The 16,774-nt window shown below is 26.1% G+C and carries 15 protein-coding genes; 1 reads left to right on the plus strand and 14 read right to left on the minus strand.

All coding sequences use genetic code 11. From position 1 onward, the window contains the following. Nucleotides 1-140 precede the first annotated feature (140 nt). The 13 genes from LQE93_RS01670 to LQE93_RS01730 all read right to left on the minus strand — a co-directional run bounded on the left by LQE93_RS01670 (nt 141) and on the right by LQE93_RS01730 (nt 13,575). A complete protein-coding gene (locus tag LQE93_RS01670; protein WP_231071739.1) occupies nt 141-1,685 on the minus strand; it encodes a lipopolysaccharide biosynthesis protein in 1,545 nt (514 codons plus the stop codon). 59 nt (nt 1,686-1,744) lie between these two features. Then, nucleotides 1,745-2,617, minus strand: a complete 873-nt coding sequence (galU, locus tag LQE93_RS01675) for a UTP--glucose-1-phosphate uridylyltransferase GalU (RefSeq protein WP_055264732.1) — start codon at nt 2,615-2,617, stop codon at nt 1,745-1,747. A gap of 83 nt (nt 2,618-2,700) precedes the next feature. After that, entirely contained in the window at nt 2,701-3,318 is a 618-nt protein-coding gene (locus LQE93_RS01680; RefSeq protein ID WP_084758978.1) for a sugar transferase, read from the minus strand. Between the two features lie 127 nt (nt 3,319-3,445). Next, complete coding sequence (locus LQE93_RS01685; RefSeq protein WP_231071741.1) at nt 3,446-4,375, minus strand: glycosyltransferase family 2 protein; 930 nt, start codon at nt 4,373-4,375, stop codon at nt 3,446-3,448. 82 nt (nt 4,376-4,457) lie between these two features. After that, the gene (locus tag LQE93_RS01690; RefSeq protein ID WP_231071743.1) at nt 4,458-5,576 is read right to left on the minus strand and encodes a glycosyltransferase family 4 protein; all 1,119 of its coding nucleotides are present in this window, start codon (nt 5,574-5,576) and stop codon (nt 4,458-4,460) included. Between the two features lie 171 nt (nt 5,577-5,747). After that, complete coding sequence (locus tag LQE93_RS01695; RefSeq protein WP_055264728.1) at nt 5,748-6,338, minus strand: GNAT family N-acetyltransferase; 591 nt, start codon at nt 6,336-6,338, stop codon at nt 5,748-5,750. Between the two features lie 54 nt (nt 6,339-6,392). Then, nucleotides 6,393-7,454 (minus strand): GNAT family N-acetyltransferase, encoded by a 1,062-nt coding sequence (locus tag LQE93_RS01700; RefSeq protein ID WP_055264727.1) that lies wholly within the window; start codon nt 7,452-7,454, stop codon nt 6,393-6,395. Nucleotides 7,455-7,479: 25 nt separating this feature from the next. Further along, nucleotides 7,480-7,758, minus strand: coding sequence for a hypothetical protein (locus LQE93_RS01705; protein WP_231071745.1), 279 nt, complete (start codon nt 7,756-7,758; stop codon nt 7,480-7,482). Next, the gene (locus tag LQE93_RS01710; RefSeq protein ID WP_231071747.1) at nt 7,737-8,477 is read right to left on the minus strand and encodes a hypothetical protein; all 741 of its coding nucleotides are present in this window, start codon (nt 8,475-8,477) and stop codon (nt 7,737-7,739) included. Before LQE93_RS01710 ends, LQE93_RS01705 begins: the two co-directional genes overlap by 22 nt. 54 nt (nt 8,478-8,531) lie before the next feature. After that, nucleotides 8,532-9,638, minus strand: coding sequence for a glycosyltransferase (locus tag LQE93_RS01715; RefSeq protein WP_231071749.1), 1,107 nt, complete (start codon nt 9,636-9,638; stop codon nt 8,532-8,534). Nucleotides 9,639-9,764: 126 nt separating this feature from the next. Next, on the minus strand, nt 9,765-10,994 hold the full coding sequence (locus LQE93_RS01720) for a hypothetical protein (protein ID WP_231071751.1): 1,230 nt from the start codon (nt 10,992-10,994) through the stop codon (nt 9,765-9,767). A gap of 189 nt (nt 10,995-11,183) precedes the next feature. Continuing rightward, nucleotides 11,184-12,281: a glycosyltransferase gene (locus LQE93_RS01725; RefSeq protein WP_231071753.1), complete on the minus strand. Its 1,098-nt coding sequence runs from the start codon at nt 12,279-12,281 to the stop codon at nt 11,184-11,186. Nucleotides 12,282-12,306: 25 nt separating this feature from the next. Further along, nucleotides 12,307-13,575, minus strand: a complete 1,269-nt coding sequence (locus tag LQE93_RS01730) for a glycosyltransferase (protein ID WP_231071755.1) — start codon at nt 13,573-13,575, stop codon at nt 12,307-12,309. Nucleotides 13,576-13,690: 115 nt separating this feature from the next. Here LQE93_RS01730 and LQE93_RS01735 point away from each other — a divergent pair, with 115 nt between their 5' ends. Beyond that, entirely contained in the window at nt 13,691-15,031 is a 1,341-nt protein-coding gene (locus LQE93_RS01735; RefSeq protein WP_055264722.1) for a polysaccharide biosynthesis tyrosine autokinase, read from the plus strand. A gap of 38 nt (nt 15,032-15,069) precedes the next feature. Here LQE93_RS01735 and LQE93_RS01740 read toward each other — a convergent pair whose 3' ends face one another. Beyond that, a complete protein-coding gene (locus LQE93_RS01740) occupies nt 15,070-16,710 on the minus strand; it encodes a hypothetical protein (RefSeq protein ID WP_055267358.1) in 1,641 nt (546 codons plus the stop codon). Nucleotides 16,711-16,774 lie beyond the last annotated feature (64 nt).

The following is a 16,774-nucleotide window of genomic DNA, read 5'->3' on the forward strand; positions in this document are numbered from 1 at the left end:
TATAAATATATTATTATTAAAGTACATAGGCTCAATATACTATATGTATCATAAATTAAGTTGTTACATTTTCATATAAAATACCCTATTATGTAGATTTTTGACTTTTATTAAAATTCTACATAATAGGGTGACATAATTTATCTATTAAATTTTTTCAATAATTTATTTCGTATATTAAACTTATCTATAAGATACTTAAACTCTTTGCTTCTAAAAAATAATAATAAAATCACTGTGTTTGGAATTATTATACAGCAAATCCCTTTAAAAATGAACTCTACAAATAAATTATTAAAAGTTATAACTTCACTTATAAAGATTACTAATCCAGTAATTGCAAAGAAAATAGATGTGTACTCTATATACTTAAAAAAATAATTCTTTATAGATGTTTTAAATATATAATGATGTACGTTAAATGGATCTATAATTAAAGTTACAATCCTACTAATTGTCGTTCCTGCAAATACTCCCAATGCACCTAATCTAAAATACTTCACTAGTATTATTGATGCACCTAAATTTAATATTCCTTCAACAATAGACCAATATTTTGCAAAGGGATATGGACTATATAATCCTGCACCGTTTTTCACAACTTCAACTGAACTTGTCATACTTTTTATATAAAAATTATATACAATGAAAAATATCGTTACTACTGAAAATAGCATCTCTTCGCCAAACACTATCTCTATAAAAGGATTTAATAACACAATTAATGAAACTGAGCAAAAAGTAGATATCCAAAAATTCACAAAATATAATACATTAAATATTTCATATGCTCTATCTAATGATTCTTCTAATAAAAAATTCCCAAAACTAGCTTGTATACCCTGAAATATTCTCGAAATTAATCCTTCTATAGTACTTACTATAACACTATAATTGGAATATATCCCTACAATGCTTACCCCTAAGAAGTAAGACAACAGTATATTGTCAGTGCCAAAAACAAAATATGCCGCTATATTAATTACTAAGAGCGCTTTAGTGTTTTTGATAATATCATTCTTAATTTCTTTTTTTAAAGGTTCTTCCAAGGCTTCCTGTAAGTACGGATATCTTTTATTAGTTATTATATAAACTTGTAAGTTTTGAATTAGTACTAATACTATTTTTATCACTAAATATAATATATAGTTCTTTGTAATTATTATTATTGCTATCTGCGCTATACTGCATACGATTGAATATAATACAGAAAGTCTATTGAAAATATGCATCTTTTGATCTGCTAATAATATATTTCTACGGTATGTTAAGATATATGATAAAGCTGAATCAATTACAAAAATAAAGTAAATTAACTTAACATAGGACATAGAAATAGTTGTATTAACAAAATATTTTAAGAATGGTATTATTAATATACCTAAAATTAGTACAGCAATTGCAATATATCTATATAGTTTTTCATAAAGATTCATTATTGCATGAACTTGATTGTAATCTTTTTCTGCTAAAGGCTTATATAAACTATAAAATATAGCAGTTCCAACACCTAACTCTACTAAACTCAACATTGATATTACATTAGATAATAAACCATTTATTCCAAGCAGCTCTATTCCCATGTAGCTTACAAAAATTTTCCTTGCAATAAATCCAAAAACTACTGTTACTATTTGTAATAATATTCCTGTCGTGATGTTTTTTATTGAACTCTCTGTTCTCATTTGATTTTATCCTCATAACTTTTTAAAATGTTTTTTACTTTTCTAACTAATGACTCTATTTACAATTCTATAGACAATAAAAACTTTATAAATTCTTCTTTCAACTCAGAATTTCTTAAAGCATATTCTACTGTTGCTTGTAGAAACCCTAATTTATCACCTATATCATATCTTTTTCCTATAAAATCATAAGCATATACCCCATCTTTTTCTATTAACATTGATAAAGCATCTGTTAACTGTATCTCTCCACCTTTTCCTGGTTTAGTATTTTCAAGAATATTAAAAATATCTGGTGTTATTATATATCTTCCTAATATCGCCATATCAGATGGTGATTTATTAATATCTGGTTTTTCGACCATACTATTTACCTTATATACCCTTTTTTCAATTTCTTCACCACTTATAATTCCATATTTAAAAACTTCATTAGCTGGTACTTTTTGAACCCCTAAAATAGCTTTATTGTACTTATTAAAACAGTCTATCAATTGTTTTATACAAGGCTTTTCTTCACTATATACTACATCATCTCCCAAAAGTACTGCAAAAGGTTCATTTCCAACAAAAGCTCTTGCACAATATATAGCATGTCCCAATCCTTTAGGCTCTTTCTGTCTTATATAGTAAATATTAGCCATATTAGATATATTCTGAACCATTGTTAACAAATCATCTTTACCCGTTCTAGCTAGTTCAAGCTCTAGTTCTACTGATTTATCAAAATGATCTTCTATACTTTTCTTATTTCTCCCTGTTATTATTATGATTTCTTCTATTCCTGCTTCAACACATTCTTCGATAATATATTGAAGTGTAGGTTTATCTACTATTGGTAGCATTTCTTTTGGCTGAGCTTTTGTTGCTGGTAAAAATCTAGTACCCAGACCAGCTGCAGGTATCACTGCTTTTTTTATTCTATTTTCCATTGCTTCCTCCTAAGTTAATAAATTTTTATTTTGCCTATATGCTCTCTACTAGCAAAGTCAAATCTTTCATAATACATATTTCTTTAATAAGCATTTGTATCTCCAAAAAGTACAAAAAATGTCTTAAATATCAATCTTATATCTATCCATAATGTTCTTTCATTTACATACTTAACATCAAGTTTCATCCATTCCTCGAAACTAATACTATTTCTCCCCATTACTTGCCAATAACATGTTAATCCAGGCTTTACATCTAATCTTCGTAACATCCATGGATCAAACTTCTCAACTTCTTCAGGTAAAGATGGTCTTGGCCCAACTAAAGACATATCTCCCTTTAAGACATTAAATAATTGTGGTAACTCATCTATAGATGTCCTTCTCAAGAACCTACCTATTTTAGTTATTCTTGGGTCATTTTTTATTTTAAACATTGGCCCCGTAGCCTCATTTTCTAATATTAGTTTTCTTTTTAACTCTTCAGCATTAGCTACCATAGACCTAAATTTATACATCCTGAATATTTCTCCATCCTTGCCAACTCTATCTTGGGAAAAAATCACTTTTCCTGGACTTTCTACTTTTATTAATATTGCAACTACTAAAAATAAAGGTATTAGAATAATAAGAGCTAGTCCACTTATAGTAATATCTATAATTCTCTTTATAACATCGTAATTCCATCTCTTTTTTTTCATCTTTTTCTTCTCCTTAGTAAAATATATCCTTCTATCTGCTAATACATAATATTCATACTATTTTTATTTGTTACATATTGCACTTTTTACTAGCTCACTATATTCATCTAATGTTAATTTTTTTTATTTACTTCTCATTGCTTCTATTTTTATATGAAATATTTTTCATGAAATATAATATGGTTCCTGCAGGAATAAAGATTGTACATAAAAATTTTCTTCCAACTCCATTACATTCTCCTATAATACTTTTATAACTCATACTTAATAATAGTCCATCCCTAGTTAGTCCAATAAAAGACTTTAGAAATAATATAACGTCATATCTTAAATAATCAAAAACATCATTAATATAGTGTTTCCATAGATAAATGTTCTCCTTCGCTCTTTTGTTATTAGAGGCAGTTGTCGCATTAGATTGATCCTTATAATAATATAAAAGTGGTTTATTTATATATATTGTTTTGTACTTTCTCGCCATCCTCTGCCATATAATTGCTTCTGGAAAAAACCTTAATCCCTTAATCTCAGGAAATGGATACTCTTTTAATACACTTTTGTTCAATATTCCCCACATATCATATTTACATTTATACTTAAAAATAATTTCTAAATCATTTGATTCTAAAGGGTCTTTTATAAACTTCTTTCCAATGGGTTCATTACTATATACATCTAAACATCTGCATGTTACGCCCTTAAACCCTGCTCTTTTATTAACAGCTATTTTTTCCCACTCATTAACTAAAATCTCTAATGCCTCAGGTAAAAATCTATCATCTGAATCTGCGATAACAAATAATTCTCCTCTTGCTATTTCTACAGCTCTATTCATAGCAATATGCTTTCCTGAATTTTCTTGATATCTATATACAATAGGAAAGTTATTTTGTAAAATATACGAATTTACTAATTCTTTGGTATTATCATTTGACCCATCATCTATTATGACCCATTCAAAATCTTTAAATGTCTGTGCACATAAGCTTTCAAAAACTCTATATAGAACATTTCCTCTATTAAATGTAGGTGTAAAGACAGTTACCTTAATATTCATATTAAACCTCCATTAATATAAAATTATTTTAAAAAGAGTGCCAAAAGCTCTAGTATCAAAGATTTTATGGCACTCTATTTTACTATTTTCTTTTATCTATACTCACACACTTGTTATAAACTTCTAACGTATCTACTACTTTATCTTTCCAATTATACTCACTTAATACAAAATCTTTGCTTGTATCCTTATATCTAGCCACTAAACTCTTATTGTTTAGTACTTCATATAATACCTTACTCAACATCTCTTCCGAACCTTTTTTGAAATACAGTCCATATTCCTTCATAGTTTCACAAATTTCATCTATATCACTTGCTATACAGCAATTTCCATAACTTAAAGCTTCTAATAAACTTATTGGCAATCCTTCTATTTCTGAAGGTAATACATAGACATAAGCATTACTGTATAACTCCTCTAATTCTTTACCTTTTACAAAACCTGTAAAAATTATATTATTATCTGAGTCTGCTAATTTATATAAACTGTTCACATAATCATCTGTATAACTAGATCCCCCTACTATAACTAACTTCTTATCTGTCTTTAGCTTTTTATATGCATTAATCAAATAATGTGCTCCTTTTTCTGGTACTAACCTTGCCAGAAATAGTATATACGAATCTTTAGTTAGATTATACTTTTCTGTAATAATATTAGCATCAATATCTTTTCCTATATAAACTCCATTTGAAATAACAGTGCTGTCCCTGTTCCATTTTTCTTTAAAATACTTTTCCATAGAATTTGTTAATACAATAATTTCATTAGCGAATTTCGCAATTATAAATTCTCCAAATTTAAGATATAATTTTCCAAATCTACCCCATTTTTCTCTTTGCCAGTCTAATCCATGCACTGTACAAACTACCTTTATACCAAATAATCTCGGCAACCAAGCCATACTTGATGGACCTAATGCATGATAATGTATTACATCATAACCTAAAAACAAAGCATATATTGTTGCTAAAAATGTATACGTAATTGCATCTAATGATTTAGTATTAATCGAAGGAATATACTTTATATTAATTCCTCTATATTTATCATTTATTTCATCACAATATGACTTTCTTGCATAAACATCAACCTGTACATCTTTTTCACATAAACCAGCTGCAATTTCTTCCACATGAACTTCCACGCCTCCAGCTCGTGATGGAATTCCCTTTTGTCCAATCATAGCAATTTTCATTTTATCACCATATATATGAATAATATTTCAAAAAACCCCTGTTCTCTACCATATTATTCATATTAATATTTAATGTTCTATATTGTTACAAATAATTCCCTTTGCTTACCGATAATTATTTAAAACATAATTATTAAAGGGACTGCTTCAGCAATCCCTTTAATCAAATCTTTATACTAATAATCTTATTATCAATTTTCTAAAATTTTTAACTGTCATAAAATAATATTTCTCCTCACACTTAAATCCTGCTTTTTCCATAGATTTTCTAGATGGTTCATTATCCTTATCAACTATTACAAAAGCTTTTTTATATCCAGATTTCCGAGCCATATCACACCTTGCTTTAACAGAGAATGTCTGCACCCCTCTTCTTCTGTGCTCAATAAAAGTATAATCATCAAATAAATAACATTCCTCATTATTTAAACGGATAATTTCATTCATCTCATAAATAAAAGTATCAGTATATGACAAGCTAAAAATTCCACATATATTTTCAAAACTATCAATAACACAAAATATATCTTTACTTTTATCATTAATTCTTTTTAGAAGTAAATCATGATTAGTTTTATCTGACTCACTAGGATAAAAATTTCTTATTAAATCTATATGATTAATATTTAGGTTTTTCAGTTTAAACTCATACGAAATATCTATATTTAAATTATCTAGATTAATTGAATATTTATATGCACAATGAATATGCTTCTTAATAAACTTCTTGCATGCTTTATAAATTTTATTATCTATTAGCATAGATAACTTCTCCTTCACTTTTATCATATCTTGCTTTCAAATTTATTTAGAATTCTAATTGCATAAACATGATTTTATCTTCTTTCCTAACCTTAATAATATTTGTTTTTTTCTTATAATTGTATAATCACAAATATTAATTACACTATCAGTAGAGTAAAACTTATACTCTTCATCACCTAATAGCATATCAATTAAATCATAGCTATTTTTATAGTGATTTATTATTTTCTTAATCAATATATCCCCCATCGATAACTTTTTCCAACTTTCATCATTATATAAATTATATCCATATACCTTATTACAGCATTTAAATCCTAAATGTCCTGAAATTACCTGATTATCATAAGTTACATAAGAGAATTCTAGCTTTCCACATTCATATAATTTATAAAATAAACTTTCATAAAAATGCACATAATTTTCATTTTTTAATATACTATCTTTCCAAGTATTTTTATGAATATTAACTAGTTGATACCATATATCTTTATCCCACTTACTATCAATATTAATGTTAATTCTCTCGTTTTTATCAATAGCTCTTTCTTTTCTTTCTATATTTTTATATCTTTTTGAATTTCTTTTTTCTTCAAACTCTTCAAGATTAATATAAGGTGCAATTTTTTCTACTTTTTTATAGCATATTGCTTCATCATTAAGTCGTCCTATTACCTCACCTATTAATATAGATTGTTTTTCCCTATAACTTATATTGTTTAATGAAATCATATCCCAGCTTTCATCTTCAAATATTATCTTAAATAATTTCTTTAATACTGAATAATGATTATAGTCTTTTCTAATTAATATACATTGGTAATCTGCAGTTCTATCTACAATAAATTTTAAGATTCTTTTTTTTATTATTCCAAATTTCTTTTCTTCAATATATAAGGGCGCTATTGTAACTATTTTCCCCTTTTCTTCACCTACAACCACAAAAGGTTTAAAATTATTATTCTTAAAATATTTTATATATTCTTCAATCCATATCCATTCATAAAAAATTTCTTTATTTTCAAGGTTATTAAATAATTCAATCCAAGCTTCTTTTAAATTTTCAAAATCATTAATTTCATTGATTATCTTAAATTCAATTTTTCCCTTCATCTCATTAAAGTTTCTCCTTTAAATTTTATCTTACTATCATTCCTTTAAGCTTAGTTGGTTCACTTACAGTGCAAGTAGTAATACTACAATGCCAATTGCCTTTTTTATCTCTAGCTGAATACATTATATATCTGTTATTATCTATATCTATAAATGTGGGTCTATATAAAAAATCTTCATCAAAAGCTCCTTCTTTACCCTTTTCCATAACTATTACTGGCTTTGACCATGTTACATTATCTTCTGAGTAACAATATGCAATCTTTTGATTATCATATTCACCTAGAGCTGCTGAAAAGTACATCTCAAATCCATTTCTAGTCTTTTAATGTCCATATGCCATACATATCTTCCTTCTATAGGACTTATGATAATATCTCTTATAAAACACCACTCTGTCCCATTTTTACTTACATAATATTTTATCTTTTTATTTTTCCAATCTACAACCCAAATGCAATATTTATCATCCTCAATTATAACTACCGGTGACATAAACTGATTAAATGTTCCTTGTGAACTATATAAGACTTCTTCCTTACTCCAATTCACTCCATCACAACTTAATTTTCTTAAAATAACTTCACTATCTCCTAAGATTCCTCTGGTTCTTTTTCTGTACCATATCTCAAGCTTATTATTGTTAAATAAAATCTGTGGATCACTATAATGATACATTTTCACATCTTCTGTAGATACCAATGGGTTTGTCCCACCCTTAGGTTTATTCCAGTTAACTAAATCATTAGAGCACATAACACAAGGGTTCTCTAGCCTCTCATTTCCCTTTCTGTAAGGAGTTATTGCTAACCAGTATTTATATCCATTCCATGTTTTATCAAAATATATTAAGGATGGATGAACATTTTGATATCCAGCTCCTATATATGGAGATATTTTAAGATATCCTATCCCATTTGCTTCGAAATTTTTATCTGTATATTCTTTTATCTCTATTTCTTTATTTAATAGATTATTAACTTTAATGATTTTCTCCCATAAAATCATTACAATTATTATCAATACTATCCCTGATATTAAAATTAATGTATTAATTTTAACTCACCTCTTATACCTTTATTTATCAAATATTTCCTCAATTTCATTAATTCTCATATTGTATTGAAAAAAGCTTCTTCTCTCTATGCTCTTTTTTTTGTAGTATCCTAATAAATTCTTATTCTGCAATATATACTCTAAGCCTTTCTCTATACCTTCTTGAGAGTTTTCACAAACGATTCCATTTTCTTTATCTCCCAATACTTCTACAGTTCCAGTAATATTAGTTATCATCACTGGTTTTTCTAGTAAAATAGCTTCTGCTACTGCAACCCCATACCCCTCTGTTTTAGATGCTGACACAAATAAATTAGCAGCTTTAATGTACGGATATGGATTTTCTATAAATCCCATAATGTCAACCGACTCATTAACCCCCAGTGTATTTACCAATTGCTCTAAATTTCTTCTTTCTTCGCCTTCACCTATAATTACTAATCTGTGAGGAAATTCTCTAACTAACTTAGCATGAGCCGTAATTAATCTATCAAATCCCTTAATATTCACTAACCTACCTACTGAAACTATTGTGAATTCATTATATGATATTTCTCTTTCATTAGATTTTTCTATAATATTTTCAATAATAATAGGATTGTATACTATATGCTTGTTTATATTATCAATATTAAATACCTTATCAAACCCTAAGTAAGCATCTTTAGATACAAATACTACATCATCAAATTTTCTATAGCAACTTATTTCTTCATTTCTTTTATACGCATAATTTGTCCATCTATTCTGTGATAAATCAGTATGAACCCAAGCAATTTTTTTACTTTCCTTATTTGTAGAGTAACTAATTATTTTAGTCGCAAATCCTTCCAGAAAAGCAACTTCAATATTAGATTCTTTAGGAATAAATAACTTATAAAATAGTCCTGGCATATATTTCATAAAGTTAAAAACTATCTTATTACCAATTCTTCCAAAAGGCTTTTTAATAATAGTTTTAACATTTATTTCTCGATCTAAATTCTTTATATTTACTCCTTCTCCAAATAACAACACTAAGGTAATATCATATTTTTTTTTATTAATTTTATTTAATACATCTACAGCTACCTTTTCCGCCCCTCCCCCTTCAAGGTGTTCTAAGAAAAACACAACTTTTTTTTTCATATAAATATCCCTCTATAAATCTTGATAATAATATAATACTCATACATAAAAAATATGTTATAAATCATTGAAATTTTATACTTTCTGTATCTTTATAAAATTTCAAATTAATTTATAACATATACCTTAATTATCTATTCCATTATCAACAACTAATATAAGCCATAGAATTAATATTATTATACTCGAACTTATAATCGAACTATTATAAACAATAAAAATTACAGTTATTACTATACTCATAATATTAATTATTGATTTATCTGTTCTTTTCTTAAAATACATATAAACATTTTTTGCTAGTATATATATATATATTGATATCCACATCATTGTTCCAATTATTCCATTTTCAACTATATTTAGTGGTAATGTAAAAAAATGTAGGTTCAGATAATCATATTCTATTGCAACTGCTCCTGCTAAAACATTTATGTTACTAGGATTTGTAGTTCCTAGTCCAGTGCCAAAATATATCTTAAATTTATTAGTTAATACTGTACTTTTTAATAAATTCATAAATCCAAATCTATTAACTGAATCTACTCCATAGGCATTTTTTGCATAGTCTACAAATTCCTCACTACTTCCAAATAAATTCTGATCTGGATAGAATTTAATGAAGCTTTTATAAGATACACTAATTAAAAGTCCTATTATTAATATCGCTAATATAGTTCTAAATGAACCTTTTTTCAAAAATATAGTCATTAAATAAATTAACGGTATTAATATAAAACCAATCTTTACTTCAGCTAATGCAGAATACATTAGTAATAAACTTACAAAAACAAATTGAAAATTTTTAACCTTAATAAAATTTTCCTTATTAACAATAATCAATACAAGGATATACAAAAAAAATTGAATTAATATTCCAGTCCCACTTTTACCGAATAATCCTGAAATATTATCTCTATTTGTATTTGAAATAAACTGAAAAATAATAAGTGGAAACTGTATAAGCGAATATACTAAAATTAATTTCATGTTTATATTTATATATTTCTTTTCTACATTCATATTAGTAAAAAATATATAAAAAATTATATATGAAAACTTCTTTAGAAAAGTAAAAGTAAGAAGTATTATATTGGTGTCGTAATTGTTATATATTAAGGATACTGCATTTATTAATAATAATCCAAGTGTTGTAAAGCCTAGATACTTATTTATGAATATTTTTTCTTTTGCTATAAACTTTTTCTCAAATATTTTAATAATTAGTAAAATGTATAGAGCATATGGTATATACGCAAATATCCCATTAATTTCTGCTAGCTTTGGTGATAATAGAACAAGCCAAATTGTAATAATAAATAATCTTGTTTCATTAATATATACATATATTCCCATAAAACTAATTATCAATATACCCAGTAAATATATTATTATATTTATTTTTAATACATAACTAGCTAATACTATACAAGCAATTAATATAGTAATTATAGATATATTAATAATGACTTTCTGCTTATTATTAACCTCTATCCCCCCTTTAACTACTTACTTTTTTCATAATTTACTTGAATTCTGTAAAACTTATCTCTTATTATTTTCTAATATATTATTAAAATATTTATCTAATTCTAGACTTATATTCTCCCAAGAATTATTATTAATAGTATTAATTATTTCTCTTCTACTAAATGATACTTTATTATTATATAGATACTCCAAAGCATCATAGAAGGCCTCTTCCGTATCATCTATTAGTATTCCATTTTTATTATTTACTACCTTTTGATTTTCAATGGTAGAAGTAGCTATAACAAACAATCCATTAAATAAATATTCATACGTCTTTGTTGCAGGTTGATTAGTAAAGTATTCTGTTATAGGAATAAATGCCACTCCTATATTACTTTCTAAAAAGTATTTTCCTAACTCTTCATTTTTTACTCTTCCTAAATACTTAATATTATTAAATTGATTTTTCTTTATCTCTTCTAGTAGCATCTTTTCATCTATATCATTTTCAAAAAAACCTATTAATTTATATTCTAAGTTTTCCCCATTATACTTTTCGCTTAATTTATTAAAAGCTTTTACTGTGTCTATAATCCTTCGCCTAGTAAATGTTCCAACATATATTAAAGATATTTTCTTATCTAAATCTAAGTTTAAATCATCTTCTAGTTTAATTAAAGTTTTACCTCCTAAAGGTAATATATTACACTTATCTTCGGGAATCTTTAGTAACTCTCTTACTTCATCAGTTATTATAGTTATATTTTCAAATACTTCAGACTCCTTCAAGATTTTATTATTATAGCTTCTAATTTCCTTCAAAGTTCCAACAACTTGAGATGTTCTAATATCTAGTACGAACTTCTTATTAAAAAAAAGCTTCTTAATGATAGAACACCCTGTGAAATATTTCAAAAATATAATATCTGGATTTATTACAATTGTATAAAATATAATGTATATTATTTTAAAAATAAATCTTAAAGCTCTATTTTTTATCTGTGGTATATATTTAATATTTATATCTTCATTGACTATCTTTTCTAATCCTAAATATGGAGAAATAAAAGTAATACTAAAATCTTTATATAAATATAAACAATAGTTATAAGTATCTGTATGATATCCAAACTGCTCATATCCGTTTATAATTAACAATTTCTTTTTCATATTTCCCTCTCAAAATGCATTTAATTTACTTTTTAACTCCTTCGTATTTATTAATTACTTCTTCATAAATTTCCATCAGCTTATTATAATGCACTTCTTTACTATAATTTTCTTCAATAAATGCCCTATTCTTCTGTCCTATTTTTATAACCTCATCTTCAGTTAACTCAAAAATTTCTCTTATTATATTAGCCATACTATCAATATCATTATGTTTAAATAATAGTTTGTCATTGTTTATAAGTTCTGGAATTCCTCCTATATTTGATCCTACTACCACCTTTCCTAATGCCATACTCTCAATTACAGACATAGGATTATTTTCATACCAAATTGAAGGAATAACCATAAACCTAGCATTTCTAATTAAAGCTTTTAATTCATCCCCAGTCTTAAACCCATCAAAAACTATATTCTGAATATTTCTTTCTTCTATATACTTCTTTAATTCACCCTCTATAGGGCCTGTACCAATTATCCTTAGTACATATTTTTTATTTTTCTCAGCTGCTTTAATTAAATTAATTATCCCTTTTTCCTCTGATAATCTTCCAACATATATATAATAATTCTTAAAGTTATAATTAGGTTTATACTCTTCTATGTTTATAAAATTTGGAAGATATCTAACTTTATCCTCTTCATATCCAAACTCAACAAATTTCTCTTTGAAAAACTTACTTGGAGTAATTATCATATCTATATTTTTATAACTATTAAAAATATAGTGAATATACGCTTCAAATGTATTTATTAGGCTATAAGGCATTGATTCCTTTACACACTTATTAAGTGTACAATTATAAAACCTATTACCTTTGCATTTTTCACAAATTCCATTTTTATTTAACATTTTATAATTAGGACATATTAACTTTAAATCATGAGCTGTATATATTATTGGTATGTTCATCTTTTTTAATGATGATAATATTGAAGGTGATAATTGATGATTGAAATTATTTAAGTGTGCAATATCAGGTCGTGTATCTTTTATTAATTTTCTTATTTTTCTTTTAGCTTCAAAATTATATATAATTTTAAATGCTCCTACTATTTTCTGTACTAAACTACTATGATTATAATCAATATTTTTTATAAAATAATTTTCATATTCATTATAAAAATTTCTTTCATGATGCATTGAAAAAGGTATTACTTTATTATTTTTTTCTTCTAATAATTTTTTCAGTGAAAAATAATAGGTTTCACATCCTCCCTTAATATAATAAAATTTATTAACAAGCAATATTTTCATTTTGTATTTTTCATTATCTTTTTTCAACAAATCCATAAACTATATTTTCTCTCCTTAGAACATATCATGCTATACTCCCATAAATATGATAAGAGAAATCCTTTTGTTACTTATTAAAATCTTATAACTATTTATAGTCTTTGGAGGTATAATGAATAAATTTAAATACTTTAAACTTATTAAAGAAAAACTATCAATTATTATATTAATTACTATAAGTTCAATAATCATCTCTACAATTGCAACGCTCTTTTTTATTGAACCAACATATGAATCTAAAATATCAGTGATAATAGGTCCAAATCAATCAACATCAGGTGATTATTCTTCTTCTCAAAGTTCTTATGATGTTGTTATGTATCAAAAGATGGTTAAAACCTATTCAGAACTTCTCACTTCAAAAATTGTATTACAAGATGTTATAGAAAACACTGGATTAGATTTAAATTTAGAAAGTTTGGAATCAATGATTAAAATCAAAACTACTACTGAAAGTGAATTTATAAATATTACTGTAGAAGGTAAAGTTCCAGAAGTTACAACATTAGTAGCAAATCAATTAACACTTTCATTAAAGAATATCTCTTCAGAGATTAGAGGAGTAGATAATGTTATCTTAGTAGATAGTGCTTCAATTCCTGAAAAGCCTACAAAACCTAATATAATAATAAATATAAGTTTATCATTTATACTTGGATTAATATTTTCAATTTCTTTAGTTGTTCTTATAAATTACTTAGACCAGCGTATTAAGGATAAAGATGAGTTAAAAGAATTAATTACCTTTCCTATATTGGGTGAAATTCCTGATTTCTCATCTGTAAATATTAATAATAAAGGTAACTATCTTTTTGTTAATGAATCTCCTAAATCTTTACCGTCAGAAGCAATAAATATTTTGAGAACTAACTTACAATTTTGCAATGTTAATTATAACTTAAAAAAAATATTAATTACCTCCTCATCACCTAGTGAAGGAAAGAGTACTATTATCAGTAATTTAGGAATTTCTATGGCTTTAACTAATAAAAAAGTTATTATAATAGATTGTGATATGCGAAAACCTAAAATTCATCGTATATTTTCACTAAGTAATATTATTGGCTTATCTCATATACTGTCAAATCAAGCCGAATTAGAAGAATGTCTTCAATCATCAGGAATAAATAACTTATCAATATTAACAGCAGGTGTAATTCCACCAAATCCTTCTGAGCTTATTAGTTCTAATGGCATGAAAATTCTCTTAGATAGGCTTACATCAAATTTTGATTTTATTCTGATAGACTCACCTCCACTACCGCTAGTAGCAGATTCACAAGCTTTATCAACATTTGTTGATGGTACAATAATAATAACCAAGCTTGGTTATACAACTAAATCTGCTTTACTAAATACTAAAGAAATACTAGATGGATTAAAAACAAACGTAATAGGAGTGGTATTAAATAACTCTCCACTAGATTCCTCTGTAAATTATTATTATCAATAATAAAAGACTACAGAATATTCTGTAGTCTTTTATAAAATCTATTCTGTTGTGGTCGTACTACCTTCTTCTAGTGAACTTTCCATATTACTACCTTTTAAAGATAAGTTCTCAAAAGAATTTGTTATGATATATTTTCCATCTCCAACTTTAATAAATTTAAGAGATACTTTATCACCTACATTTGTTAAGGCTACCTCTCTAGAACTTTCTGTAGAAACAGAGAATATATTATCTGATCCCTTAATTTTAATATCATATATGCTTGAACCTTCTTTTATAACTAACCCTATTCTTTCAACTTCACCTTCTAGAACTTCTTCACTATTAGAACCTTCTAATGAAATATTAGTGTTTGTTAAAGCTTCAATATATCTATTTAACGTTGTTTGTAGTGAATCCCCTACGGCTACAGTACTATAGTTTTTAACATTAACCATTGCATACTGTTTAACTAATCCATTTGAGTCTTTTAAAGTCATAAAATATGTTGGTTCTGACTGAATGTTAATTAAATATGGGAATGTTGCACTATATCCATACTGTTGAACTTTACCTTCTGCCGATTGCATACTTGCAACCTCAGTAGCTCCAGATGTTTTATACATAGTAGTTTCCCCTGTTCTAGTATCTGTTAATGTAAATCCAACTAATCCTTCATCATTACCAACTGAAGTTATACCAGTATAATAATAACATTTATCATTGTTAAATATTATGTTCATACCTTGAGTAGTCTTTAACTTATCTTTATCACTAAAGTTAAAAATACCATGAACTAATTCTCCCCATTTATTTAAATAGTTATTTATATATCCTGACGGTTGAATTCTATCTACCCATTTTGGAGTGTTTTCTATATCATAAATATTTGATTCTCCAGTTTGAGCATCTATTATTAATACTCCAATTGCTTTTTGTTCAGTTAATCCAATAGCATTATCATATCTAGTTATTACCCAATAAGGATTTCCTTCATCATCTAATTCAAATGTATAGTCAGTATGGCCTGCTTTCATATCTCTTATATACGCCGCTCTATCTAAATCACTAAAAAGATATGCTGATTCAAGATATTTTAAATGTATAGGTTGTCCATTTAGTTCTGTAACTAATTGTACATCATTTTGATTTATTGCACTTACCTTAATATAACCTTTTGTACCTTCATTATTAATTAACCATTTAAACAATGATGAATGTTCTAAAGGTGCAACATAATATAATTGACCTGCAATACTTTGTAATGTTAAGTCACCAATAGTAACTTGGCTTCCTAAGCTTGGTATTTCACCTAACTTTTTATCTGCTAATTTTGCAGCTAATTGTTTATCAATAGTAGGTAATTGTTTTAAATCTATATATTCTATTTGACTTGAAAACTCTACCTCTTCAACGCTTCCTATTAAATCTCTATGTTCATTTGGCATTATTAATGGACTAAATACTACTAATGAAACCACATATAATACCGCTACTCCAATACCTGAAATTATATATTTCTTATTTAGTGTTAATGCTCCATAGGCTATTGTACATAAAACAAATGGTCCCACTAATAAGAATGAACTTAATGTGAAATCTAAGATTAATTTACTTTGAAATAAAAGAAATACCCCTATAGCAATATAAGCAAGTACTAACCACTTTATATATTGCGAAAATTTACTTTGAAAATTCATTTTCATCCCTCCATTAAATCATTATACTTCTAAACTCCACTTATAACAATACCTTTTTTAAAGT

Origin of the sequence: Clostridium sp. NSJ-145 (assembly GCF_021044725.1) — a bacterium.
Lineage (GTDB): Bacteria > Bacillota > Clostridia > Clostridiales > Clostridiaceae > Clostridium > Clostridium disporicum_B.

Coding starts and splice junctions, on each gene's coding strand:
- LQE93_RS01685 (WP_231071741.1), bottom strand. CDS start 4,375: ATGAATATTAAGGTAACTGTCTTTACACCTACATTTAATAGAGGAAAT.
- LQE93_RS01705 (WP_231071745.1), bottom strand. CDS start 7,758: ATGTACTTTTCAGCAGCTCTAGGTGAATATGATAATCAAAAGATTGCA.
- LQE93_RS01670 (WP_231071739.1), bottom strand. CDS start 1,685: ATGAGAACAGAGAGTTCAATAAAAAACATCACGACAGGAATATTATTA.
- LQE93_RS01715 (WP_231071749.1), bottom strand. CDS start 9,638: ATGAAAAAAAAAGTTGTGTTTTTCTTAGAACACCTTGAAGGGGGAGGG.
- LQE93_RS01690 (WP_231071743.1), bottom strand. CDS start 5,576: ATGAAAATTGCTATGATTGGACAAAAGGGAATTCCATCACGAGCTGGA.
- LQE93_RS01735 (WP_055264722.1), top strand. CDS start 13,691: ATGAATAAATTTAAATACTTTAAACTTATTAAAGAAAAACTATCAATT.
- LQE93_RS01730 (WP_231071755.1), bottom strand. CDS start 13,575: ATGGATTTGTTGAAAAAAGATAATGAAAAATACAAAATGAAAATATTG.
- LQE93_RS01725 (WP_231071753.1), bottom strand. CDS start 12,281: ATGAAAAAGAAATTGTTAATTATAAACGGATATGAGCAGTTTGGATAT.
- galU (WP_055264732.1), bottom strand. CDS start 2,617: ATGGAAAATAGAATAAAAAAAGCAGTGATACCTGCAGCTGGTCTGGGT.
- LQE93_RS01700 (WP_055264727.1), bottom strand. CDS start 7,454: ATGAAGGGAAAAATTGAATTTAAGATAATCAATGAAATTAATGATTTT.
- LQE93_RS01720 (WP_231071751.1), bottom strand. CDS start 10,994: ATGGGAATATATGTATATATTAATGAAACAAGATTATTTATTATTACA.
- LQE93_RS01740 (WP_055267358.1), bottom strand. CDS start 16,710: ATGAATTTTCAAAGTAAATTTTCGCAATATATAAAGTGGTTAGTACTT.
- LQE93_RS01680 (WP_084758978.1), bottom strand. CDS start 3,318: ATGAAAAAAAAGAGATGGAATTACGATGTTATAAAGAGAATTATAGAT.
- LQE93_RS01695 (WP_055264728.1), bottom strand. CDS start 6,338: ATGCTAATAGATAATAAAATTTATAAAGCATGCAAGAAGTTTATTAAG.